Source organism: Streptomyces sp. NPDC056160 (genome assembly GCF_042268205.1).
GTDB lineage: Bacteria > Actinomycetota > Actinomycetes > Streptomycetales > Streptomycetaceae > Streptomyces.
In genome coordinates, this window is the sequence record NZ_JBHJUW010000138.1 from 1 (window position 1) to 23,439 (window position 23,439).

Annotated in this window: 19 protein-coding genes and 2 pseudogenes; 11 read left to right on the top strand and 10 right to left on the bottom strand. The window is 73.9% G+C overall.

From position 1 onward, the window contains the following. Nucleotides 1-41: 41 nt before the first annotated feature. Complete coding sequence (locus ACFC02_RS34285) at nt 42-2,072, bottom strand: NPCBM/NEW2 domain-containing protein (RefSeq protein ID WP_376365762.1); 2,031 nt, start codon at nt 2,070-2,072, stop codon at nt 42-44. Between the two features lie 188 nt (nt 2,073-2,260). Here ACFC02_RS34285 and ACFC02_RS34290 point away from each other — a divergent pair, with 188 nt between their 5' ends. Both ACFC02_RS34290 and ACFC02_RS34295 read left to right on the top strand, forming a co-directional pair. Beyond that, complete coding sequence (locus ACFC02_RS34290) at nt 2,261-2,455, top strand: hypothetical protein (RefSeq protein WP_376365764.1); 195 nt, start codon at nt 2,261-2,263, stop codon at nt 2,453-2,455. Between the two features lie 123 nt (nt 2,456-2,578). Then, entirely contained in the window at nt 2,579-3,625 is a 1,047-nt protein-coding gene (locus ACFC02_RS34295; protein WP_376365766.1) for an NUDIX domain-containing protein, read from the top strand. Between the two features lie 292 nt (nt 3,626-3,917). Here ACFC02_RS34295 and ACFC02_RS34300 read toward each other — a convergent pair whose 3' ends face one another. Both ACFC02_RS34300 and ACFC02_RS34305 read right to left on the bottom strand, forming a co-directional pair. Continuing rightward, nucleotides 3,918-4,634, bottom strand: a complete 717-nt coding sequence (locus tag ACFC02_RS34300; RefSeq protein ID WP_376365768.1) for an MBL fold metallo-hydrolase — start codon at nt 4,632-4,634, stop codon at nt 3,918-3,920. Between the two features lie 86 nt (nt 4,635-4,720). Then, entirely contained in the window at nt 4,721-6,073 is a 1,353-nt protein-coding gene (locus ACFC02_RS34305) for a dipeptidase (protein ID WP_376365770.1), read from the bottom strand. A gap of 216 nt (nt 6,074-6,289) precedes the next feature. Between ACFC02_RS34305 and ACFC02_RS34310 the strand changes: the two genes are divergently transcribed. The 3 genes and pseudogenes from ACFC02_RS34310 to ACFC02_RS34320 form a co-directional block, all read left to right on the top strand. Then, nucleotides 6,290-7,573: a geranylgeranyl reductase family protein gene (locus tag ACFC02_RS34310; protein ID WP_376365773.1), complete on the top strand. Its 1,284-nt coding sequence runs from the start codon at nt 6,290-6,292 to the stop codon at nt 7,571-7,573. A 378-nt stretch (nt 7,574-7,951) separates the two neighbouring features. After that, nucleotides 7,952-8,236 carry a hypothetical protein gene (locus ACFC02_RS34315; protein WP_376365774.1) on the top strand — a complete coding sequence of 95 codons (285 nt, stop codon included), beginning with the start codon at nt 7,952-7,954 and terminating at the stop codon, nt 8,234-8,236. Next, nucleotides 8,182-8,588, top strand: a pseudogene (locus ACFC02_RS34320) (LuxR C-terminal-related transcriptional regulator); the annotation flags it as partial. The gene ACFC02_RS34315 and the pseudogene ACFC02_RS34320, both read left to right, overlap by 55 nt. Nucleotides 8,589-8,612: 24 nt before the next feature. Here ACFC02_RS34320 and ACFC02_RS34325 read toward each other — a convergent pair. Beyond that, nucleotides 8,613-9,413, bottom strand: a complete 801-nt coding sequence (locus ACFC02_RS34325; RefSeq protein ID WP_376365776.1) for a maleylpyruvate isomerase N-terminal domain-containing protein — start codon at nt 9,411-9,413, stop codon at nt 8,613-8,615. 233 nt (nt 9,414-9,646) lie between these two features. Between ACFC02_RS34325 and ACFC02_RS34330 the strand changes: the two genes are divergently transcribed. Then, on the top strand, nt 9,647-12,190 hold the full coding sequence (locus ACFC02_RS34330) for an ATP-dependent Clp protease ATP-binding subunit (protein ID WP_376365778.1): 2,544 nt from the start codon (nt 9,647-9,649) through the stop codon (nt 12,188-12,190). 193 nt (nt 12,191-12,383) lie between these two features. Here the strand turns inward: ACFC02_RS34330 and ACFC02_RS34335 are convergent, their stop codons facing one another. From ACFC02_RS34335 to ACFC02_RS34345, 3 genes are all read right to left on the bottom strand, one after another. Then, the gene (locus tag ACFC02_RS34335) at nt 12,384-13,547 is read right to left on the bottom strand and encodes an MFS transporter (protein ID WP_376365796.1); all 1,164 of its coding nucleotides are present in this window, start codon (nt 13,545-13,547) and stop codon (nt 12,384-12,386) included. Nucleotides 13,548-13,762: 215 nt separating this feature from the next. Beyond that, nucleotides 13,763-14,335 (bottom strand): hypothetical protein, encoded by a 573-nt coding sequence (locus tag ACFC02_RS34340; protein WP_376365780.1) that lies wholly within the window; start codon nt 14,333-14,335, stop codon nt 13,763-13,765. Nucleotides 14,336-14,763: 428 nt separating this feature from the next. Then, entirely contained in the window at nt 14,764-15,636 is an 873-nt protein-coding gene (locus tag ACFC02_RS34345) for a class I SAM-dependent methyltransferase (protein ID WP_376365782.1), read from the bottom strand. A gap of 240 nt (nt 15,637-15,876) precedes the next feature. Here ACFC02_RS34345 and ACFC02_RS34350 point away from each other — a divergent pair, with 240 nt between their 5' ends. Beyond that, complete coding sequence (locus ACFC02_RS34350) at nt 15,877-16,257, top strand: luciferase family protein (RefSeq protein WP_376365784.1); 381 nt, start codon at nt 15,877-15,879, stop codon at nt 16,255-16,257. 133 nt (nt 16,258-16,390) lie between these two features. On the opposite strand, the gene ACFC02_RS34355 is transcribed toward ACFC02_RS34350, so the two are convergent. Further along, complete coding sequence (locus tag ACFC02_RS34355) at nt 16,391-17,170, bottom strand: DeoR/GlpR family DNA-binding transcription regulator (protein ID WP_376365798.1); 780 nt, start codon at nt 17,168-17,170, stop codon at nt 16,391-16,393. A gap of 126 nt (nt 17,171-17,296) precedes the next feature. Here ACFC02_RS34355 and ACFC02_RS34360 point away from each other — a divergent pair, with 126 nt between their 5' ends. Continuing rightward, nucleotides 17,297-18,187: an SIS domain-containing protein gene (locus tag ACFC02_RS34360; RefSeq protein ID WP_376365786.1), complete on the top strand. Its 891-nt coding sequence runs from the start codon at nt 17,297-17,299 to the stop codon at nt 18,185-18,187. A 39-nt stretch (nt 18,188-18,226) separates the two neighbouring features. Further along, nucleotides 18,227-19,126, top strand: a complete 900-nt coding sequence (locus ACFC02_RS34365; RefSeq protein WP_376365788.1) for a ketose-bisphosphate aldolase — start codon at nt 18,227-18,229, stop codon at nt 19,124-19,126. On the opposite strand, the gene ACFC02_RS34370 is transcribed toward ACFC02_RS34365, so the two are convergent. Beyond that, on the bottom strand, nt 19,116-20,249 hold the full coding sequence (locus tag ACFC02_RS34370) for a methyltransferase (protein ID WP_376365790.1): 1,134 nt from the start codon (nt 20,247-20,249) through the stop codon (nt 19,116-19,118). The two genes, ACFC02_RS34365 and ACFC02_RS34370, sit on opposite strands and share 11 nt — an antisense overlap. Before the next feature lie 80 nt (nt 20,250-20,329). On the opposite strand from ACFC02_RS34370, the gene ACFC02_RS34375 reads away from it, so the two are divergent. Continuing rightward, nucleotides 20,330-21,022: an alpha-ketoglutarate-dependent dioxygenase AlkB gene (locus ACFC02_RS34375; protein WP_376365792.1), complete on the top strand. Its 693-nt coding sequence runs from the start codon at nt 20,330-20,332 to the stop codon at nt 21,020-21,022. 247 nt (nt 21,023-21,269) lie between these two features. Next, nucleotides 21,270-22,508, top strand: coding sequence for an ROK family protein (locus tag ACFC02_RS34380; protein WP_376365794.1), 1,239 nt, complete (start codon nt 21,270-21,272; stop codon nt 22,506-22,508). A gap of 34 nt (nt 22,509-22,542) precedes the next feature. On the opposite strand, the pseudogene ACFC02_RS34385 reads toward ACFC02_RS34380, so the two are convergent. Beyond that, nucleotides 22,543-23,082, bottom strand: a pseudogene (locus ACFC02_RS34385) (phosphotriesterase); the annotation flags it as partial. Between the last annotated feature and the right edge of the window lie 357 nt (nt 23,083-23,439).

A 23,439-nucleotide genomic window follows, 5' to 3' on the forward strand; every position in this document is an offset into this window, starting at 1 on the left:
CGCCCGGCCCCCTTCACCGCCTCGTGCGGAGCATCACCGGTTCAGCACGTCAGCCGGGCGTCCGCCCAGTCGGCGTGGTCGGAGTCGGTGTTGTCGCCGCCGTTGGTGACGACGAGCCGGACGACCTGGGCGCCGGTGACGTCGGCGCTGATCGGCTGGGCGGCCATCGCGTTGGTGAGGACACCGGTCGAGGCGACCTTGGTGCCGTCCGCCCAGATCTCGAAGGAGACGGTGCCCTTGGCGCCCTTCTCGTCGTCGACGCCCACGTCCGCGGATACCTTCGTGCAGGCCTTCCCCGTGTAGTACGTGACCTCGCTCGGCGCGTGGGTGCCGAGCCCCTTGGCGTACACGACCCCGCCGACGGTGATCGGGCGGCCGTCGCCCGCGGCGCTCTCGCCGTTGCTGGTGTTGCGTTCCACGGGGCCGTAGCCGTTGGTGGCGGACATCCACGGGAGGTCTCCGAGGTACGACGTCCCGGCGGGCGGCGGCACCACCACCGACGCCGTGACCGTCGACGTGCTCGTGGCGCGGACCTTGGCGGGGGAGGCGTAGACCGTCCTGAGCGTCAGGTCGTACGCCCCGGCCGGCGTTCCCTTCGGGGCCGTGACCGCCCACCGTGTGGTCAGGGTGGTGCCGGTGGGGACGGCGTGGGCGCGGGTGGCGGAGCGGGCCCGCACCGTCCAGCCCTGGGGGCCGGTCAGTGACACGGAGACGTCGTGGGCCGAGGTGCGGCCCAGGTCGGTCACCGTGCTCGTCAGTGCGGCGGGCCTGCCCGCCACGACCAGGGGCGCGCTGTCGGCTGCGAGTTCGACGGCGGGCGGGTTCTTGCTCCAGTGCCGGTCGGGTGAGACCCGTACGAGCACCGTGCCGTGGGCCGGTACGGTCGCGGAGACCGCGCCCGCGGTGTTGTAGTTCCGGTGCTGCCACAGGTCGCGCAGCGTGTAGGCCGGGGCCTGCGGCAGGCCGACCGCCCGGGCGGTGGTGGCGATGTGCTGCGGGGTGTCCGTCTCGTTGAACAGCGCCACCGCGCGGCTGCCGTCCTTCATCTGCTTGGCGACGACCCAGCGGCCGTCCTCGGAGGAGACGACGGCGCCCTGCTTGCCCAGCGGGTCCTGGTCGACGGCGATGACGTCCTTGTTGGCCAGGATGCCGAGCGTGGCGGGGGACGCCTTGCGCAGGTCGGACCCGATGAGCAGGGGCGCGGCCATGACCGACCACATCGAGAAGTGGGTGCGGTACTCCGTGTCCGTCATGCCGCCGTTGCCGACCTCCAGCATGTCGGGGTCGTTCCAGTGGCCGGGGCCGGCGTACGGGGCCAGGGGCAGGTTCTTCTTCAGGATCGACAGCATCGAGGACCACTTGTCCTGGATGTCGTGGGTCGTGCGCCACAGCTGGCCCACGCCTGAGGCCCACTCCCAGGGCTTGTTGTCGCCCCACTCGCAGATGCTGTAGACGATGGGACGGCCGGTCCTGCCCGTGGCGTCCAGCAGGGCGTCGCGCATGGTGACGTAGCGCTGCCGGGCGTCTGCGCCCTGGTTGTTGCAGTTGTCGTACTTGAGGTAGTCGATGCCCCACTCGGCGAACTGCCGGGCGTCGTTCTCCTCGTGGCCGAGCGCGCCCGGGAAGCCGGTGCTGCTGCACGTCTTGGTGCCCGCGCTGGTGTAGATGCCGAGCTTGAGGCCCTTGGCGTGCACGTAGTCCGCCACGGCTTTTATGCCGTGCGGGAAGCGGACCGGATCGGGGACGAGCCGGCCGTCCGCGTCGCGGGCGGGCAGGGCCCAGCAGTCGTCCAGGTTGACGTACTGGTAGCCGGCGTCCTTCAGGCCCTTCTCGATGAACAGGTCGGCGATGCCCTCGACCATGGACTCGTTGAACTCGGGGCCGCAGTGGGTGGAGTTCCAGTTGTTGAAGCCCATCGGCGGGGTGAGGGCGAGTCCTCGGGCCTCGGCCGGGGCGGAGCGCTGTTCCCGGGCCACGGCGACCGAGGGGGCCGCTGTCCCGAGGGCGAGCAGCGAGACGGCCAGTACTCCGACGACTCTTCGACGGGAGGTGCGTGTGTGCGGGTGACGCATCTGAACGTTCCTCCGAACTCCCGAAAGGTGGGATGACTTCATGTCCGCGTCATCGTGTGCGTTTACGGTAGGACCTGTCGGAGTCTGTCGGAAGGGAGCGCCACGCTTGTTCAGCGGTTGTTCGATATGCCGTCACGGCCCTGGCCCACGCGAGCGTGACCAACGGCGCCGTCCACCGTTGAGCAGGCATGAAGAAGCGCAGCATGCTCGCCCTCGCCTCCCTCGCCACCGGTTTCGTCGTGGCCGCCGTCACTCCTTCGCACGCCGCTGACCACGACGCGCTCGGCGGCCTGGGAGTGAAGGACACCGTGGGCGCCGTGGACCACCTCGTCAGCCACGACAGCCTGGCAGTGGACGACGACGCCCTGGGGCAGGACGGCTGAGGCGGGGGACCGGGCGGGACCGCGTCGGCCCCGGCGCGGTCCCGTGCCGCCCTCAACTGGGCCTGGTTTCCGTGGCAGGGTGAAGCGGGCAAGCCACAGGGGGCCAACAGAAGAGGGGGACCAGTGACCGTCGTCTGGATCAACGGCACGTTCGGTGCGGGAAAGTCCACCACCGCACGGGAACTGATCGACCTGATCCCGCACAGCACGCTCTTCGACCCGGAGATCATCGGCGGCCTTCTCACGCACCACCTCCTGCCGCCCAAGCACCTCGCCGAGGTCGGCGACTTCCAGGACCTGCCGATCTGGCGGCGCCTGGTGATCGACACGGCCGCCGCCATGCTCGCCGAACTGGGCGGCACCCTGGTCGTCCCGATGACCCTGCTCCGCCAGGACTACCGCGACGAGATCTTCGGCGGCCTCGCCGCCCGGCGCATCGATGTGCGGCATCTGCTCCTCGCCCCGGCGGAAACGATCCTGCGGGAGCGGGTGGCGAGTCGCGAGATCCCGCCCGGCCTTCCCGACGGCGACCTGCGAATACGCCAGTGGGCCTACGACCACATCGAGCCCTACCGCAGCGCCCTGGCCACCTGGCTCACCGCCGACGCCCACCTCGTCGACACCAGCTCCCTCACTCCGTACGAGACGGCCGTCCGCATCGCCGAGGCCGTCGGCGACGGCACCGCGACGCCCTGCGAGATCGTGCAGACGCCCGAACCCACCGCCGAGACCGTCGCCTCCGGGGTGCTCCTCTTCGACGAACGGGACCGGGTGCTGCTCGTCGACCCCACCTACAAGCCCGGCTGGGAGTTCCCCGGCGGCGTCGTCGAACCCGGCGAGGCCCCGGCCCGCGCCGGGATGCGCGAGGTCGCCGAGGAGACCGGGATACGGATGGAGGAGGTTCCCCGGCTGCTCGTCGTCGACTGGGAACGTCCCGCGCCCCCCGGCTTCGGCGGGCTGCGCCTCCTCTTCGACGGCGGCCGGCTCGACTCCGCCACGGCAGGCCGGCTGCTGCTGCCCGGTCCCGAACTGCGCGACTGCCGCTTCGTCACCGAGCGGGAGGCCGCCGGGCTGCTGCCACCGGTCCGCTACGAACGGCTGCGCTGGGCGCTGCGCGCCCGGGAGCGGGGGGCGGCGGTCTACCTGGAGGCGGGCGTGCCGGTGGGGTGACCGGCCGCGCGGGTGGACCGGGGCGCGACCGGAGTACTGCGCGAGCGGGGTACGGCGCGCGACCGGGGCACGCGGCGCGGCACGGGGGGAAGGGGGCCCGTCGTTCCGGGCCGGCAGTCCAGTCCGGGCCGGCAGGTCCGGTTCCGGCCGGTAGGACAGGCAGGCTCCGCGGGAACGGACGGGCCGGTTCTCGGAGTTCGTCCGGCAGTCCGGCAGTCCGGCAGTCCGGCAGTCCGGCAGTCCGGCAGTCCGGCAGTCCGGCAGTCCGGGAGCCGCGCCGGGTCCCGGACCCTCAGACGGACGTCCGGTACCCGTCCGCCGAGCGGCGGAGCGTCTCCCCGGCCCTCTCGGTCACGGGAGCGCCGTGGCCGAAGCAGGCGACGTCCGTGTCCAGCGCGGCCAGGCGCCGGAAGGAGGCGACGGCCCGGTCCCGGTCGGTGTTGAACACGCCCAGGATGACCGAGCCGTCCACCGGGGAGGCGGCGACCGCGTCCCCCGTGAACAGGACGCCGTGCCGCGGCAGATGCAGACCGATGCTGCCGTCGGTGTGGCCCGGGGCCGGGACGACGTGGGCGCCGCCGCCGAAGTCGAGGACGTCGGTGTCGGACAGCTCGGTGAGCCGTGGCGGGCGGACCGGTTCACCCTGCGGGAGCTGGGCGAGGGCCGCCGCGTGCAGGGGGCGCTCCCAGTCCTCGCAGACCGGCGGGGGAGCGGGCGCCTCGCCCCCGACGACCGGCGCGTCCAGGCGGTGGGCCAGCACCTCGGCGCCGTACGGTCCGGCCAGTTCGCCCGCCCCGCCCATGTGGTCCTCGTGGAAGTGGGTGAGCACGATCCGCCGCAGCTCGGCGGGGTCGCGTCCCAGGGACCTGATCGCTGCGGCGATCGGCGCGCCCGCGCCCGGCGGTCCGGCGTCGACCAGCGTCAGTCCGTCGTCGTCGGACCACAGATAGGCCTGGCCCACGGGGAAGCGCAGCAGATGCAGCCGGGGGAGGATCTCCACGACGTCCATGGGACGACCGTAGAGAGGACCCCCGCCCCGGGGCGAGGGTCCTCTGCTGTCGGCAGAGCGGACGACGTCTTGGGGCGCTTTCGGGCTCAGCCCGCGTAGTTGAGCAGGAACAGGGCCTCGGCGACCGACAGGCGCTCCAGTTCCTGCGGGGAGACGCTCTCGTTCACCGCGTGGATCTGCGCCTCGGGCTCGCTCAGGCCGATGAGCAGGATCTCGGCCTGCGGGTACAGCGCGGCGAGGGTGTTGCACAGCGGGATGGAGCCGCCCTGGCCGGCGTACTGCAACTCCTCGCCGGGGTAGGCGACCGCCATGGCGTCGGCCATCGCCTGGTAGGCGGGGCTGGTGGTGTCGGCGCGGAAGGCCTGGCCCTGGCCGATCTGCTCGGTGCTCACCCGGGCACCCCACGGCGTGTGCGCCTCCAGGTGGACCTGGAGCAGCTTGGTCGCCTCGGTGGCGTCGACGCCCGGCGGCACCCGCAGGCTCACCAGCGCGCGTGCCCCGGCCTGCACGGACGGGGTGGCACCGACCACGGGCGGGCAGTCGATGCCGAGGACGGTGACGGCCGGGCGGGCCCAGACGCGGTCGGCGACGGCGCCCGAACCGATCAGGTCCACCCCGTCCAGCACCTTGGCGTCCTTGCGGAACTGCGTCTCGTCGTAGGCCAGACCGTCCCACACCGAGTCGGCGGCGAGGCCGTCCACGGTCGTCGAGCCGTCCTCGGCGCGCAGCGAGTCCAGGACGCGGATGAGGGCGGCGAGCGCGTCGGGAGCCGCGCCGCCGAACTGGCCGGAGTGCAGGTTGCCCTCAAGGGTGTCGACCTGGACGCGGACCAGGGTCATGCCGCGCAGGGTGCTGGTGACGGTGGGCAGACCGACGCGGAAGTTGCCGGTGTCACCGATCACGATGGTGTCCGCCGTCAGCAGCTGCGGGTGCTGCTCGGCGTAGCGCTCCAGGCCGCCGGTGCCCTGCTCCTCCGAGCCCTCGGCGATCACCTTGACGTGGACGGGTATGCCGCCGTTCGCCTTCAGGGCGCGCAGCGCGAGCAGGTGCATGAGGACCCCGCCCTTGCAGTCGGCGGCGCCGCGCCCGTACCAGCGGCCGTCGCGCTCGGTCAGTTCGAAGGGCGGCGTGGCCCACGCGGCCTCGTCCAGCGGCGGCTGCACGTCGTAGTGGGCGTACAGCAGCACGGTCTTGGCGCCCTCGGGGCCGGGCAGGTAGCCGTACACCGACTGCGTGCCGTCCGGGGTGTCGAGCAGGGCCACGTCGGTGAAGCCTTCGGCGCGCAGCGCGTCGGCGATCCAGTTCGCCGCGCCCTCGCTCTCGCTCCTCGGATACTGGTCGAAGTCCGCCACCGACTTGAAGGCCACCAGCTCGGCCAGCTCCGCCCTGGCCCCGGGCAGCAGGGAGGCGACGGTCTCGGCGACCGGATGCGACGACATGGGCACGCTCCTTGTGGGTGCGACGGTGCACTCGTGAGCACCTTGCCGGTGCTCTGTGAGCACTTCTGTGTTCCGGATGATCGTGTCAGCGCGGGCGCGTCCTCGTGCGCGGGGCGCGTCCGTTGCCGATCCTCCCACAGCGGACCGCACCGGAAGCCGCCGTAGGATGCCAGGGACAGCAGCGGCAGCCGGGTTGATCTGGAGCGGTAGACCATCGTGAGCAGCGAGAACTCTTCGGCGGACGACGTGCAGCAGGTGTGGGACGTCGTCGTGGTGGGCGCGGGACCCGCGGGGGCCTCGGCCGCCTACGCGGCGGCGGTCGCGGGGCGGCGCGTGCTGCTGCTGGAGAAGGCGGAACTGCCACGGTACAAAACGTGCGGCGGCGGGATCATCGGTCCCTCGCGCGACTCGTTGCCGCCCGGGTTCGACCTTCCGCTGAAGGACCGGGTGCACGCGGTGACGTTCTCCCACAACGGCCGCTTCGTCCGCACCCGGCGCTCCAAGCAGACGCTGTTCGGGCTGATCAACCGGCCCGAGTTCGACCAGCAGCTCGTCGAGCACGCGCAGAAGGCGGGTGCCGAGCTGCGTACCGGCGCCACCGTGTCCCGGGTCGAGCAGCACGGCTCGGCGGTGCCGGACCGGCGGACGGTCGCCGTGGTGCTCCAGGGCGGCGAGACGGTCCTGGCCCGCGCGGTGGTCGGCGCCGACGGCAGCGCCAGCCGCATAGGAGCCCACGTCGGGGTCAAGCTCGACCAGGTGGACCTCGGCCTGGAGGCGGAGATCCCGGTCCCCGAGACCGTGGCCGCGGACTGGCGCGGGCGCGTCCTGATCGACTGGGGTCCCATGCCGGGCAGTTACGGCTGGGTGTTCCCCAAGGACGACACGCTGACGGTCGGGGTGATCTCGGCCCGCGGCGAAGGCGCCGCGACCAAGCGGTACCTGGAGGACTTCATCGCCCGGCTGGGCCTCGCCGGCTTCGAGCCGAGCGTCTCCTCCGGGCACCTGACCCGCTGCCGCGCCGACGACTCGCCGCTCTCGCGCGGACGCGTGCTGGTGTGCGGGGACGCGGCGGGGATGCTGGAGCCGTGGACGCGCGAGGGCATCTCCTTCGCACTCAGGTCCGGACGGCTCGCGGGTGAGTGGGCGGTGCGGATCGCCGAGGCGCACGACGCGGTGGACGCGCGGCGCCAGGCCCTGAACTACGCGTTCGCCATCAAGGCGGGGCTGGGCGTCGAGATGACCGTCGGCAAGCGGATGCTGGCGGCCTTCGAGCGCCGCCCCGGCCTCTTCCACGCCGCCCTGACGGGCTTCCGTCCGGCCTGGAAGGCGTTCAGGGACATCACCCAGGGCTCGACGACACTGGGCGAGCTGGTCCGCAACCATCCGGTCGCCCAGCGCGCCCTGAGCATGATGGACCGGCGTCCCGCGGCGGCCGACGCGCCCGCCGCCCCGGAGGCCGAGGACGACGCGGAGGAGACGGCGGTCGGCCCGCGCCCCTGACGTCGGTGGACTTCGTCAGGTCCGCGACGTCCGCCCCGGACCGCGGTTGCGCAAGGCCGTACGGCCCGGAGCGGGGCCCGTACGGCCCGGCGACGGGTTGCAGAGCCGGGCGGCGGGCCGGAGGGCTTGGTGTGGCGGGGCCGGCCCCTCGCGTCGCCGGGCCGGCGCGGTGGGGGCCGTGACCGGCTGGCCGTTTCGGGCGAGCGGGTGCCGTGCGCGGTCGTCGCGACGGCGGCCGTCCGGCCGCGGCCCTGGAGGGCGGCGTACTTCCCGGGGAGTACGGGCGTTCACCCCGCTCGGCTGACGCGTTTGGCGGTACGCGCCCTCTAGCGTGGCGGGCATGGACGAGCAGCGGGTGCACGGGGGCGAGCCGCCGCAGTGGTGGCGGCAGGGGCCCCATGGTGGCACCGCGCCGACGGGCAGGAGCGGCCCGGCGCCCGCCGGTCCTGGCCCTGGCCCTCCACCCTGCTCTTCACCGCCTTCGCCCTGGTCGGCACCCACTTCTCGGCCCACGCCCAGCAGGGCCACCGCGACGCCCTGGACGGGTACGCCTACGCCCTGGTGGCCGTGGCGGCCGGGCTGCTGCTGTGGCGCAGGCGGTTCCCGGCGAACTCGACGAGTACGTCTTCGAGGCGATCCGCTCGGGCGCCTCCGGGTTCCTGAGCAAGGACACCGAACCCGAGGAACTGCTGCGGGCGGTACGGGCGGTGGTCGACGGCGACGCGCTGCTGTCGCCCGGGGTCACCCGGCGCCTGATCGCGGCGTTCGCCGCCGCTCCAAGGAGCCGGCGGCGGCCGGCGCCCTCGGCCGGCTCACCGACCGCGAGCGCGAGGTCATGGCCCTGGTCGGCATCGGCCTGTCCAACGAGGAGATCGCCCGCCGCCTGGTGGTCAGCCCGCTCACCGCCAAGACCCACGTCAGCCGCACCATGGTGAAACCGGGCGCCCGCGACCGGGCCCAACTGGTCGTCCTCGCCTACGAGTCGGGGCTGGTCCGGCCGGGCTGGCTGGGCTGAGCCCGTACGCCGCCCCCGCCCGGCTCAGACGATCGCCGAGGTCTCCCGCCACAGGGCGGCCAGCGAGGCGTCCCCCGTCACGCGCGGCACCGGAACCCGGTTCCACAGCGCGAGGTACATCCGGTCCGCGGGACCGGCGAGTTCGGCGTCCGCGTGGGTACGGGCATCGGTGCCGGCGTCGGGGGCTGCTCCCGTGGGAGGGTTTCGCTCCGTGACCGGCGGCCCGTCCGAGAGCCGTACGGTCCACAGCGCGTCGCCGCCGCCGGCGACGTCCTTCGCGCCCTCTGCGCGGATCCGCAGCAGGCGCGGCCGCGCGGTGCGGACCCGGCTGCGGGCGCGGGCGTGGAAGCCGCGCAGCAGCTCGTCGATGCCGTCGACGGCGAACTCCGCGGCGATCGGGGCCGGCGTGCCGCCGCGTGCCGTCTCGGCGTCGAAACGGTGGACGGCCGTCTCGTGCGCCTGCCGCCGGGCCCAGAAGGCCAGCGGCGAGGGCGAGGGCAGCGGTGCCGGGTGGAACGTCCAGCACGCGACGTCGGCCGGTGCCTGGGCCAGGGTCCGCACGAGAGAGCGGTGGCTGTCGCGGTACCAGTCCACGAGCGCGTCGCCGTCGAGGTCCGGGGGGTCGCCCATGGGCCGCGGGGAGGGGTACGCGTCCGCGACGAAGGCGGCGGCCCACCGGTGCACCACACCCGTGTGCCGCAGCAGGTCGCGCACCCGCCATGAGGGGCAGGACGGCACCCGCGCCCCGGTCCCCGCCTCCCCGGCCGCCGCAGCCAGCAGCCGGCCCTCCCGCTCCAGCGTGTCGAGGAAATCGGCAGTCTCCATGCCGGGAAGTGTGCCGGACGGCGGGCGACCGTGGAACCGGACGGCGGGCGGCCCGCGGAACCGGGCAGAGGGCGGCCCTGAGAACCGGGAGGCGGGCGCCCGCGGGCAGGGGTGGTCGCGCCGTCGGCCGGCTCCCCCGGTACGCCACCGGGTCGGCGTATGCCGCGTTGCGGTGGTCCGAACGGTGGGTTGGGCTGGTGGGGACTCATTTCCCCACGCTGCGGACGGCGATCATGACGATGTCCCCCTTCGGCGCCTCGTTCGGTGGCCCGGATCCGTTCTCCGAGATCCTCAACCGTTTCTTCGGGATGACCCCGGGCGCCTCGCCGCCGCAGGTGCAGCGGGTGCCGATCGGACGGCTGCTCACCGATTCGGCGCAGGACCTGATCAACCGCGCCACCGGGAGGGCGGCCGAGGACGCGAGCTCCGACCTGGACACCGAGCACCTGCTGTGGGCCTGCACCCAGGTGGAGCCCGCCCGCGGTCTCCTCGCCCAGGCCGGCGCCGACCCCGACCGCCTCGCCGCGGCCCTCGCCGAGGCGCTGCCGGGGGAGAGCGGCACCCCTTCGGCCCAGCCGGGCCTGACCCCGGCCGCCAAGCGGGTGCTGCTGCGCGCCTACGAACACTCCCGTGCGGCCGGAGTGTCGTACATCGGTCCGGAGCACATCCTCGGCGCCCTCCTCGACACGCCGGGTGCCGCACCGTCCCGCGTCCTCGCCGCGCACGGCATCGACACCGAACAGGTCCGCCGCAGCGCCGAGACGGCGGCCCGCACCGAGGCCGCGCCCGGCGGGAGCGACACGCCGAGCGACACGCCGACCCTCGACCAGTACGGCCGCGACCTGACCGAGGAGGCCCGGGCCGGGAAACTGGACCCGGTCGTGGGGCGGGCCATGGAGATCGAGCAGACCGTGGAGATCCTCTCCCGCCGCTCCAAGAACAACCCCGTCCTGATCGGCGAGCCGGGCGTCGGCAAGACCGCGATCGTGGAGGGGCTGGCCCAGCGGATCGTCGCCGGGGACGTGCCGAAGACACTGGAGAACAAACGGGTCGTCGCCCTGGACCTGACCGGACTGGTCGCCGGGGCCCAGTACCGCGGACAGTTCGAGGAACGGCTGAAGAACGTCATCGACGAGGTCAAGGCCGCCTCCGAGTCGACGATCCTGTTCCTGGACGAACTGCACACCGTCGTCGGCGCGGGCGCCACCGGTGAGGGCTCGATGGACGCCGGCAACATCCTCAAACCGGCCCTCGCCCGCGGCGAGCTGCACGTCGTGGGCGCCACCACCCTCGCCGAGTACCGCAAGTACGTCGAGAAGGACGCCGCCCTGGAACGCCGCTTCCAGCCCGTGATGGTGCCCGAGCCGAGCGTCGAGGAGACCGTGCAGATCCTGGAGGGCCTGCGCGACTCCTACGAGGCCCACCACCAGGTCCGCTACAGCGACGACGCGCTGGCCGCCGCGGCCGAGCTGTCCGACCGCTACGTCACCGACCGGTTCCTGCCCGACAAGGCCATCGACCTGCTCGACCAGGCCGGGGCCCGGGTGCGGCTGCGCTCCCTGGGACGCTCCACCGAGGTCGCCGAGCGCGAGGACCGGCTGGCCAAGTTGCGCCGGGAGAAGGACCAGGCCGTCGCCGCCGAGGACTTCGAGCGCGCCGCCGAGCTGAAGGACCGCTTCGCTGAGATCGAGACCGAGCTGGAGGGGCTGGCCGAGCGCCGCGAGGGCGTGCTGGAGGTGACCGTCGACGACATCGCCGACGTGCTGTCCCGGCGTACCGGCATCCCCGTCGCCCAGCTCACCGAGAGCGAGAAGGAACGGCTGCTCAAGCTGGAGGACGCCCTGCACGACCGCGTCGTCGGGCAGGACGAGGCCGTCACCGTCGTCGCCCAGGCGGTACGCCGCAGCCGGGCCGGCATGGGCGACCCGAACCGGCCCGTCGGCTCCTTCCTCTTCCTCGGCCCCACCGGCGTCGGCAAGACCGAACTGGCCAAGGCGCTGGCCGAACTCCTCTTCGGCGACGAGAACCGCATGGTCCGCTTCGACATGAGCGAGTTCCAGGAGAAGCACACCGTCTCCCGGCTCGTCGGCGCCCCGCCCGGCTACGTCGGCCACGAGGAGGCAGGCCAGCTCACCGAGAAGGTCCGCCGCCAGCCCTACAGCGTGCTGCTGTTCGACGAGGTGGAGAAGGCCCACCCGGACGTCTTCAACACCCTGCTCCAGGTCCTCGACGACGGACGCCTCACCGACGCGCAGGGCCGCACCGTCGACTTCCGCAACACCGTGGTCATCATGACCTCCAACATCGGCGCCCAGCGGATCCTCGCCCACCACGGCGACGTCGCCGCCATCAAGGACCAGCTGACGGAGGACCTGCGCGGCCGGTTCCTGCCCGAGTTCCTCAACCGCATCGACGACATCATCATCTTCCACGGGCTCGGCGAACAGGAGCTGAACCGGATCGTCGACCTGCTGCTGGACAACAGCCGGCGGCGCGTGCGGGCCCAGGGGCTGGAACTGCGGGTCACCGAGGCGGCGAAGAAGCTCCTCGTCGCCCACGGCCACCAGCCCGAGTTCGGCGCCCGCCCGCTGCGCCGCACCATCCAGGCCGAACTGGACAACCGCATCGCCTCCCTGCTGCTCAGCGACTCGGCCGACCCCGGCGACACGATCGTCGCGGACGTCGAGAACGACGCCCTGGTGTGCCGCGTCGAACATCCGGCGCCGTCCGACGCCAAGGTCTACACGGGAGGAGACGGCACGGACGCGGTGTCCTGACCGGCTCCGGCCGGTCCTCGGCCCCGCGGACGCGCCGCTCGTCCCACAAGTACGCCGGCGATCACTGGTACGTAGGCAGTCCCTGGTACGTAGGCAGTTCCTGGTACGCCGACGGTCACTGGTGCGTAGGCGGTCACTTGTACGCGGGCAGCCACTGGTACGTCGGCGGTCTCGGTCACTTGTACGCGGGTCGTCACTCGTACGTCGACCGTCGCGTCGCGAACCCGATCGAGGCGGCGACCGCGGCCAGTACGGCCACGCTGGTGAGCGCGGCCCGCAAGGACAGCCATTCGGCCATGAACCCGATGGCCGGAGGGCCGAGGAGCATGCCGCCGTAACCGAGTGTGGAGGCGATCGCGACACCGCTCGGACCGGCCAGGGCGCCGGCGCGCTCCACGGCGACCGGGAAGAGGTTCGCGAGCCCGAGACCGGTGACGACGAAGCCGAGCAGGGCCACCCACACGGTCGGCGCCAGACAGCCGAGCAGCATGCCGGCCGCGGCGACGCACCCGCCTCCCACGATCGTGCGGGTCCGGCCCAGCCGTTCGAGCAGGGTGGTACCGGTCAGCCGCCCCGCGGTCATCGCGAGCGCGAAGCAGGAGTAGCCGGCCGCCGCGACGCCAGGCGAGGCGGCCAGGTCCTGGGTGAAGTGCAGCGCGCCCCAGTCGGCCATGGCCCCCTCACCGTAGGCCGTGCACAGGGCGATGAGACCGAGGACCAGGACGATGGCGCGGGTGCGTCCGTCGAGCCGGCGCGTCTGCCCCCGCCCGGTGCCGGCCCGGCCGGCCGGCTCCGGGGGCGCGATCCGCAGGAGCGTACGGCCCGCGACGGCGGTGACGAGCAGGCCGATCACGGTCAGGGACAGCAGGTGGCGGGTGGGGGAGAGGTGACCGGCCACGAGTCCGCCGAGGCCCGCTCCCACCATGCCGCCCAGGCTGAAGGCGGCGTGGAAGGTCGGCATGACCGGTCGCCGCAGCGCGGCGACCAGATCGACGGCCGCGCTGTTGAAGGCCACGTTGATGCTGCCGTAGGCGGCACCGAAGACCAGCAGGACGGCGCCCAGGGCCGGGGCGGAGTGGGTGAGCGGGGGCAGGGCGATGCTGAGGGAGAGCAGGACGGCGCAGGCGACCGTGACCGGATGACTGCCGTAGCGGCGGCACAGGCGCCCGGTCAGCGTCATCGTGACGACGGCCCCGGCGGAGACTCCGAGCAGCGCGAGCCCCAGTGCCCCGGCGGAGGCGTGCGTCTGCTCCTTGATGGCCGGGATGCGCACCACCCAGCCGGCGAAGACGAAGCCGTCGAGCGCGAAGAACGCGGTGAGGGCGATGCGGAGGCGGACGAGCGAGGTGTCCGGCACGGCGTTGTGCGAACGGACTTTGTTTATTGGCGGCACAAACTCAGGCTAGAAGGCGGCCTGCGCTGGGGCAAGGGGGGTGAGCGGGGCGTCGAGGCCGGGTCGCGTGTGGTTCGTGCAGGTCAGGGCGAGGCGGGCGGGTCGAGGCGTCGGGTGCGCGGGCGCCGCCTCGGTGAGGAGGCGCCCGTCTGGACACCGTGTCGGCCACAGGCGTCGTGTCAGCCCGTGGTGCGGCCCCACCGCGTGTCCATCCGGGCCCATTCGTCGGCCCACTGGTCGAAGCGGTGGCGGTCCAGGCGGGACTGGGCGAGCTTGGCGCCGCCGGCGACGAGGCCCACGGTCGCCGTTCCGGCCCACAGACCGCCCAGGACCGACTGGAAGGCGGTGTCGGCCGCGGAGGCGGGCGGGGAGGTCAGGGCGCCGTGGCCATTGGTCCAGACGGTGATGCGGGACCCCGGTGTCGCGGTGGCCGGAACCCGGGCGCGGTTCGTGTGGCCCGTGCCGTCCGGCTCCGCCCAGTGGACCGTCCCCCACACCAGGGCGCCGCCGGCCGGCCGGGCGTTCCCCTGGGGCCCGTCCTGGACGAGTACGGCGGTCATCGGGTGGCTCCGCGCGCGGGTGTGCTCCGCGGTCTGCTGCATCGCGCCCGCCGTCAGCAGCCCGGCCACCAGAGCGCCCACCACCGCGAGGACCCAGGCGGCGAGCAGGATCCATGCCTCGACGACATCGCTGGTCCTTCTCAGCGGGCTGCGCCGCCATCGCCACAGCCACACTCCCGCACGACGTGTCACTTTCGACACCCCCTCGTGCCAGACCGACGGGCCTTACTGCAAGTGTGCCTCCAGAAGCGATCAGAGGCTCCCGCGCGGGCGGACATTGCGGACACTGCGAACTCTGGGGACACGGTGGACCGGGCCCCGGGCGGACCGGGTGGACGGGGCGGACCGGGCGGACCGGGCGGGCGAGCCGGGCAGGGCCAAGGCCGAGCCGCCCGCGGGACCACCACCGGCTCCGGAGGGGTACCGCGCGGGCCCGGGGCGGGCCTCGGACCGTGTCGGTCTCGGACCGTGGCGACCCTCGGACGGTGAGGGCCCAGGGCCGGGCCCTCGGGCCCGCGCGGGCGTGCCTCAGGCGGTGCCGCACCCCGGGCCGGGCGGGCGTGCCTCAGGCGGTGCCGGTCTCCGGCCCGTGGTGCCCTGAGCCGATCCCTTGGTGGCCCTCAGACCGTGGCGACCAGCAGTTCCTCCGCGGCCACGGGGCGCAGTCCGTCCGTGCGGCCGGTGAAGTAGCGCCGTGCCAGATCCTCCGCCGACACGTGCCGGACCTGTGCCAACCCCGCCTCGCGGGCGAGGTCGAGCATCTGCGCAGGGGAGAAGAAGCTGAGGAACGGCGTCCCGGACGCCCGCGCCAGACGCGTCGTCGTCTCCAGCAGGTCCCGCATCCGCGGGTCCAGGAGTTCCGCGGGCTGCATGAAGGTCATGGCCAGCGTGGAGCCGGGCGCGAGCCCCGCCACCTGGCGCAGCGTGCCCCTGATCGCCTCCCGTGTGAGGTACATGCTCACGCCGGTGCAGGCCACCGCCGCCGGACGCCCCGCGTCGAACCCGGCCGCGACCAGTTCCTCCCACCAGGAGCCGCCCGCCTCGAAGTCGACGGGCACCAGGCGCAGGCCGTCGGGCACCCCCAGCCCCAGCTCGGTCAGGCGCCGCCGTTTCCACGCCTGCGGCTCCGGCTGATCCACCTCGAACACCTGTAGCCCGGCGGCCACCTCGGGGCGGCGCTGGACGAAGGTGTCCAACCCGGCGCCCAGGACGACGTACTGCGTGACGCCCCGCCCGGCCTCCGCCACGACCAGGTCCTCGACGAAGCGGGCCCGGGCCACGATGCCCGCCCGGAACGCCCGCGTCCCGTCCGCGTCCATGTCCGGCCGCTGCCGCCAGTCGTCGCCGGGGCCGGCCAGCCGCAGGCCGACCTCGTCCTCGAAGACGTGCGGCGGAGGATCGGCCCGTACGTGCAGCGCCCGCCACAGCGCGACCCGTACCGCCGTGTGGTCCGGCTGCTCCGCCCGGCTGTCCTGCGCGCGCCCGCTGCCCATGCGTCCGCCCTCACCCTCCATACGTTCGCCCTCCGCGCCTCCATCCTCCACACCTACGCCCTCCGAGCGTCCACTCGCCACGCGCCCACCACGCGTGCGTGTGGCGATCACTACCGAGCAGGGGCGGCCGTGATCGGCGTGCCTTGTCCGAACAGGTGACGCCGCGCCGGTTTGGACACGGATCGGTTAAGGCTTCCTCACGTGTCGGTTGCCGTGCGGTGAGCGCGTCATGATGGGGCCATGACGCTCGCCGCGCGTGCTCTCGCCCAACTGGCAACCTGGCCCGACCTGATGGAAGCGGTACCGAGCTGTGGCACCGGGCAGGCGCTCAGCTCGGCGCATGGGGAGATCGCCCACTTCCACTCCGACCGCGACGTCGACCTCAAGCTGACCGACCGGGCCATACGCCGCCTGTCGGGCGACCTGAGACGCTTCGCGGCCGTCCGCGTCGTGCCGGGCTCCTCCTGGGTGACGATCCGCCTCGACGCCTCGGCCGACGTCGATCTCCTGCTCTCCCTCATGAGCGTCGCGCTCAAGGCCGACCAGGGGGATCCCACAGAGGACCGCCCGGTCCCCGTCGGCTGCAACGACGGCCGTGGTGTGGGCTTCCTGCGCACCTGACGCGCCCGGCGCCCGGACGCGGTCGCCGGGCGCGCGCGCCGAGTGCCGCCCCGGTATCCGGGCCGCCCGCGGGGACCGGGGACCCGCTGGTGCGCCCTGCGGCGGACAAGGCTTCGTGGGACCCCCAGCCGCCTCAGACCGTGAGGACCCTGACCCCCGCCTCCTCGAATCTGTGCACCGTCTCCTGACTCGCCGCCGCGTCCGTGACCAGGGTGTCCACCGACTCCGCCGGGCAGATGCGGGCGAAGGCGCGGCGGCCGAGCTTGCTGGAGTCCGCCGCGACGACGACCCGCTCGGCACGCTCGCACAGCAGCCGGTTGATGGCGGCCTCCGCCTCGTCGTGGGCCGCCGCGCCGTGTGCGACGTCGAAGGCGACCACGCCGAGGACCGCCACGTCGAGCGTGACCTGTCCGAGTACACCGTCCGCGAGCGGTCCGATCAGCTCGTACGACTGCGGGCGCGCGACCCCGCCGGTCACCACGATCTTGAACTGGGGGCGAACGGCCAGTTCGTTGGCGATGTTGAGCGCGTTCGTCACCACGGTCAGGGCGGGCGAACCGGAGCCCAGGTCGCCGCGTACCGCCAGGGCGCGGGCGACCTCCGTGGTCGTGGTGCCGCCGGTCAGGCCGACCGCCTCGCCGGGCGCGACCAGGCCGGCGACCGCCTGGGCGATCCGCTGCTTCTCCGAGGCGCGGCGGGCGGTCTTGTAGCGCAGCGGCAGTTCGTAGGAGACGCCGTGCACGACCGCGCCGCCCCGGGTGCGTACGAGCATCTGCTGCTCGGCGAGCTGGTCGAAGTCCCGCCGGATCGTGGCGGCCGACACCTGAAGCCGGGTCGCCGCCTCCTCGACCTCCAGCCGGCCGTGCTCCACCAGCAGCTCCAGCAGCGCCTTCCAGCGGGCGTCGCGCGACATCCGCAGCCTCCGTTCGTCCATCTTCCGCGACCCTAGCGCACCCGGCACCCCCGGAAATGCTTGATCATGCTCGAAACTGCGCTATACCTTGCAAGAACAAACAGATATCCTGGGAGGGCGTGCGTCATGAGCCATGTCGAGGACGAGCTGACCAGCCAGCCGGAGTGCTGGACCCGAGTCGCGGCCGACGCCGCGGACCACGGCCGGGCGCTGCCGGCACCGGGGGAGCGGGTCGCGATCGTCGGCTGCGGTACCTCGTACTTCATGGCGCAGTCCGCCGCGGCGCTGCGCGAGGGCGCCGGGCAGGGCGAGACCGACGCCTTCGCCGCCTCCGAATTCCCCCACGGCCGTTCCTACGACCGCGTCGTGGCCCTGACCCGGTCCGGTACCACCACCGAAGTGCTCGAACTGCTGGGCCGGCTGAAGGGCACCACCCGTACCACCGCCGTCACCGCGGACCCGGCGACCCCGGTCATGTCGGCCGCCGACGACGTCGTGGTGCTCGACTACGCGGACGAACGCTCCGTCGTGCAGACCCGGTTCGCGACCACCGCACTGACCCTGCTGCGTGCCCACTTCGGCCTGCACACCGACGCAGTCGTCGCGGACGCCCGCACCGCACTGTCCGAGCCCCTGCCCGACGGTCTCGTCGACTGCACGCAGTTCACCTTCCTCGGCCGCGGCTGGAGCGTTGGCCTGGCCAACGAGGCGGGGCTGAAGATGCGCGAGGCGTCGCTGTCCTGGACGGAGGCGTACCCGGCGATGGAGTACCGGCACGGCCCGATCAGCGTCACCACCCGCTCCACGGCCACCTGGTCGCTCGACGAGGCGCCGGAAGGGCTCGCCGAACAGGTGCGGGGCACGGGCGCGTCGTGGATCCAGGGCAGGCTCGACCCGCTGGCCGAACTCGTCCGCGCCCAGCGCCTCGCGGTCGCCGTCGCCGCCTCCCGCGGTCTCGACCCCGACCAGCCGCGCCACCTCACCCGCTCGGTGATTCTCGCCCCCGACCCGGCCTGATTCCGGCCGAGACACCCCCGCCCCCGAAAGGAACAGGCCGTGCCGCTTGCACCCACCGGTGAGCTGGTCGGCAGCGCCGCCGCCGCGCGCTCCGCCGTCCTCGCCTTCAACGTCATCACGCTGGAACACGTCGAGGCCGTCGTCGCGGGCGCCGAGGCGGCCGGTGCGCCCGTCCTCCTCCAGGTCAGCGAGAACGCGGTCAAGTACCGCCGCGGTCGGCTGCTGCCGCTCGCCCGCGCCGCCGTCGCGGCAGCCGAACAGGCCGCCGTCCCGGTCGCCCTGCACCTCGACCACGTGCAGAGCGACGACCTGCTGCGCCGGGCCGCCGACGCGGGCTTCGGGTCGGTGATGTACGACGCCGCCCGGCTGCCCTACGCGGAGAACCTCGCCGCGACCCGGGCCGCCGCCCAATGGGCGCACTCCCAGGGGCTGTGGATCGAGGCGGAGCTGGGGGAGGTCGGCGGCAAGGACGGCCGGCCGCCGCTGGACGCCCACGCGCCGGGCGCCCGCACCGACCCCGGGGAGGCGCACGCGTTCGTCACCGGGTCCGGTGTGGACGCCCTGGCCGTGGCCATCGGCAACACGCACGCCATGACCGAGCGCACGGCCGCCCTCGACCACGACCTCATCAAGCGGCTGGCCGGCATGCTGGACGTTCCGCTCGTCCTGCACGGCTCCTCCGGTGTGAACGACGGGGAACTGACGGAGGCCGTCGCCGGCGGCATCGCCAAGGTCAACGTCGGCACCGCCCTCAACATCGCCATGACCGGCGCGATCAGCGACTTCCTGGGCGCCCACCCCGACGCGGTCGACTCCCGCAAGTACCTCGGCGCGGGGCGTGAGGCGATGGCACGGGAGGTGGAACGGCTCATCCGCGTGATCGGCACGCCGGGCGCCCGGGACACGCTCGGTACGGCGGGCGCCGCGACTACTCCTTGACGGCCGTCAGCACCACGAACTTCGGGTTGCCCGCCACCAGCCGGCAGTTGCCGAACAGCCGGCGCAGCTTCACGTGGTAGCCCAGGTGCCGGTTGCCGACCACCCACAGCGCACCACCGGGGCGCAGCGCCCGCCGCGCCCCGGTGAACATCCGCCATGAGGTCGCGTCCGTCGTCGCCTGGTGCGAGTGGAACGGCGGGTTGTTCAGCACCAGGTCCACGCTGCCGGCCGGCACCCCGTCCAGGCCGTCCCCGACCCGGAACTCGGCGTGCCCCGGCACCCCGTTCGCCTTGTACGTGGCCTCCGCCGAGGCCACCGCCTGGAACGACTCGTCCGTGAACAGCACCTCGGCCTCGGGGTGGGCCAGCGCCATCGCCGTACCCACCACTCCGTTGCCGCACCCCAGGTCCACCACCCGGCGCGCGCCACGGCCGTCCGGCAGGTGCTCCAGGAAGAAGCGGGTGCCGATGTCGAGCCGGTCGGCGCAGAAGACCCCCGCGTGGTTGACGACCGGCCGGCCGGAGACCGCCCCCACCCCCTCGGGCAGCGTGTGCTCGTACGGCCACGGGTTCGCGGGCCGCTCCAGCGACGGGTCGGGCGTGCACAGGATCAGCCGCGCCTTGCGCTCGGCCAGTGAGGTCCGGGTGGGGCCCAGGACGCGCTCGAACAGCGCCAGCGTCGAGGTGTGGATCTCCTTCACCATGCCGGTGCCGACGACGACCGTGCCCGCGTGCACGCCGGGCGCGAGCCGCAGCAGCTGGTCCTCCAGCAGCGCGAGGCTCTTCGGCACCCGAACCAGCAGGACGTCGATCCGCGCCGGCGGCGGGTCCTGTGTGGTGAGCAGGCGCACCGCGCCGGTCTCCACCCCGTTGCGCGCGAGGTTCGCGCGGGCCGCCTCCTGCCCGAGGAACGAGTCGGTGATGTGCACCGGCCGGTGCGCCGCCAGCGCCGTGACCAGCGCGCCCCAGCGGTCCCCGACGACCACGACCGTCCCGGACAGGTCGGTGCCCCGCTCGGCGAGGTGTCGCAGCAGGTACTCGTCGGAGGCGTCCCAGGCACGCAGCAGGTCACGGGGGTCCGCGGGAAAACGGGCCAGCGCCAGCTCGCCCCAGGGAGTCGTCATACGGTCGTTCATCGTGCGTCCAGGCTAGCGGAGCACCAGCTCAGGGCTTGTCCGGCAGGATGTCCGGCAGGATGGGAACCATGGACGCCGAGCTGTTCCACCGCACTCGCGCGAAGATCGCGCCGGGCGCGGTGCACGTACCGGACTGGCTGGATCCGGCCCAGCAGCGCGAGCTGCTCGCCGCCTGCCGGGAGTGGGCCCGCCCGCCGGCCGGCCTGCGCACGGTGCGCACCCCCGGCGGCGGCACGATGACCGCCCGGCAGGTCTGCCTCGGCCGGCACTGGTACCCGTACGGCTACGCCCGCACCGCGGTCGACGGCGACGGCGCCCCGGTCAAGCCCTTCCCCGCCTGGCTGGGGGAGCTGGGCCGGCGCGCGGTGGCGGACGCGCTCGGCCCCGACATGCTCGGCCCCGACGCGGCCGGCCGGGACGGCGCGGGCGGCGGGGTGCGCGGGACCGCGTACGACATCGCGCTCGTCAACTTCTACGACGCCGACGCCCGCATGGGCATGCACCGCGACAGCGACGAGAAGTCCGGTGCGCCCGTGGTCTCCCTGAGCCTGGGCGACACCTGCGTCTTCCGCTTCGGCAACACCGGGACCCGGGCCAGGCCGTACACGGACGTCGAGCTGCGCAGCGGTGACCTGTTCGTGTTCGGGGGGCCGTCCCGGCTCGCGTACCACGGCGTGCCCCGCGTCCACGGGGGCACCGCACCGCCCGAGTTGGGCCTGACCGGTCGGCTGAACGTCACGCTCCGGGTCAGCGGGCTGTAGGGCCCGTGCGGCGGATCGTGCCGCAGACGCGGGGCTCGGCGCCCCTTGCCCGAGCCCTCCGGGCAGGGGGGACCCGCAGCGGCGGTGTCGTCGGTCGCCATGGCTCCGCCATGACTGCCTCCTCCACCTTGCGGCTGCACGCGCCGAGCTCCGCTCACCCGGGCCGATCCGCGCCGTCGCCGACTGCGGCACGATCCGCCGGACGGGCCCGCCTGTCCGGCCCGCGGATCATGGGAGACTCGCCCTCATGAGCGGCAAGGCGGACCCCCGGACGGCGGGGGAAGGGACCACGTCGAGGACGCGGCTGGACCGGGGGCGTGGTGCGCTCGGGCCCGCACTGGAGCTGGTGCACACCGGACGTGCCCCCACCCGCGCCGTGCTCACCGCCGAACTGGGGGTGACCCGGGCGACGGCCGGCGCGGTGGCCGCCGAGCTGGAGGCGCTGGGCCTGATCCGGGTGGACGCCCGGCCGGGCGCGGCGGCCGGTTCGCAGGGACGGCCCTCGCACCGGCTCGCGGTCGCCGACGAGGGCCCCGTCGCCCTGGCCGCCCAGGTGCACGCCGACGGCTTCCGGGCCGCCCTGGTGGGGCTCGGCGGCCGGATCGTGGCGACCGCGCCGGGCTGCGAGACCGTCGACGCCGACCCGGCGAAGGTGCTCGGCTCGGTCGTCGAGGCGGGTGCCGAACTGTTGCGGGTCACCGGGCGGCGCTGCGTCGGCGCCGGCCTCGCCGTGCCGTCCGCGGTCGCCGAGCCGGACGGCCTGGCCCTGAACCCGCTCCACCTGGCCTGGCCCGCGGGTGCGCCCGTGCGGCGGATCTTCGCCCAGTGCGTGCGGGCGGCCGGGATCGGCGGACCGGCGTTCGCCGCGAACGACGTCAACCTCGCCGCACTCGCCGAGCACCGGCACGGAGCCGGCCGCGGCGCCCGTGACCTGCTGTGCGTCGCCACCGGGCACCGGGGCGTGGGCGGCGCCCTGGTGCTGGACGGACGGCTGCACACGGGCAGTTCGGGCCTGGCCCTGGAGGTCGGTCACCTCACCGTCAACCCCGAGGGCCGCCCCTGCCACTGCGGCAGCCGCGGCTGCCTGGACGTGGAGGCCGACCCGCTGGCCTTCCTCACCGCCGCCGGCCGGGAGCCGGGCCCCGAGGTGTCCCTGCTGAAGCAGGCCGAGGACCTGATCCGCGGCCACTACACCGACCCGGGCGTCCGCACGGCCACCGAGGCGCTGATCGACCGTCTCGGCCTCGGTCTCGCGGGTCTGGTGAACATCCTCAACCCGGACCGGATCATCCTCGGCGGGCTGCACCGCGCCCTGCTCGACGCCGACCCCGGGCGGCTGCGCGCGGTCGTCGCCGACCGCAGCCTGTGGGGACAGAGCGGCGGTGTCCCCATCCTGCCCTGCACGCTCGACCACAACAGCCTGGTGGGCGCGGCCGAACTGGCCTGGCAGCCGGTTCTGGACGACCCCCTCGCGGCGCTGACCTGAGCCCCGGCCCGACGGCGGCGGGCAGCGGCCGGCCGACCCGGCCGGCCACCTCCTCGCCCAGCCCGGCGGCCGGCCGCGGGCGGGCCCGGCGCAGCAGGTACGGCATCCCTGGGCCGCCGTCCACGGACCGTGCCCCCGCCACCACGGTGTCGCCGCCGAGCAGCAGCCGCCCGCCGTACCCGGCCTCGCCAAGTTCCCGTACCGCATCGGGCATGTGCCAGTCCGTTGCGTGGTGGGCGCGGGAGGGGCCGTCGAAGGCGAGGTAGCAGCCGCTGCGCGCCGCCTGCTGGTGGAGGACGGGATCGGGGAACCGGTTGAGGTGCCCCAGGATCACCCGGTGAGGCGGCGCCTCCAACTCGCCGCAGAGCAGGTCCAGTACGTCCGGCGCGCCCGTGCCCATCTCCAGATGCACGGCCACGGGCGCGCCCGTCGCGTGATGGGCCTCGGCCGCGGCGGCCATCGTCCAGCGGGCGTGCGCGTCGAGCCCGTGGAAGGCGCCGGCGACCTTGAGGAGGCCGGCCCGGACACCCGACGTGCCGATTCCCTCGGTCAGTTCGGTGACGAAGACCTTACTGGCGCCGGCTGTCGGTGCTGGAGGAGCAGTTCGGCCGCACGGGCAAGGGCGGCGCTCCGTGAGACCCTGCGGGCCATGTCCAGGGCGCCACCCGCACCGCGGTACAGGTCACCCCCCGCCATCCCCGGGGCCGCGCGCGTCACCGGTCACCGACGTCTTGAAGACCCGCGGCACGACCGACGGCGCGCCGTACACGCCCCGGACGGTGTGACCGTCGGCTCGACGGACACGTGGCCCGGCGGCGTGGCCGTGACCCGCGGGTCGGCAGCCGGCGGCCCGCACCGGCCGGCGCGGCCCGCAGGCTGATTTTGATTAAGTCCGCGGGCCGCGGACGGTAGGTCTTGTTATATTGTAGTC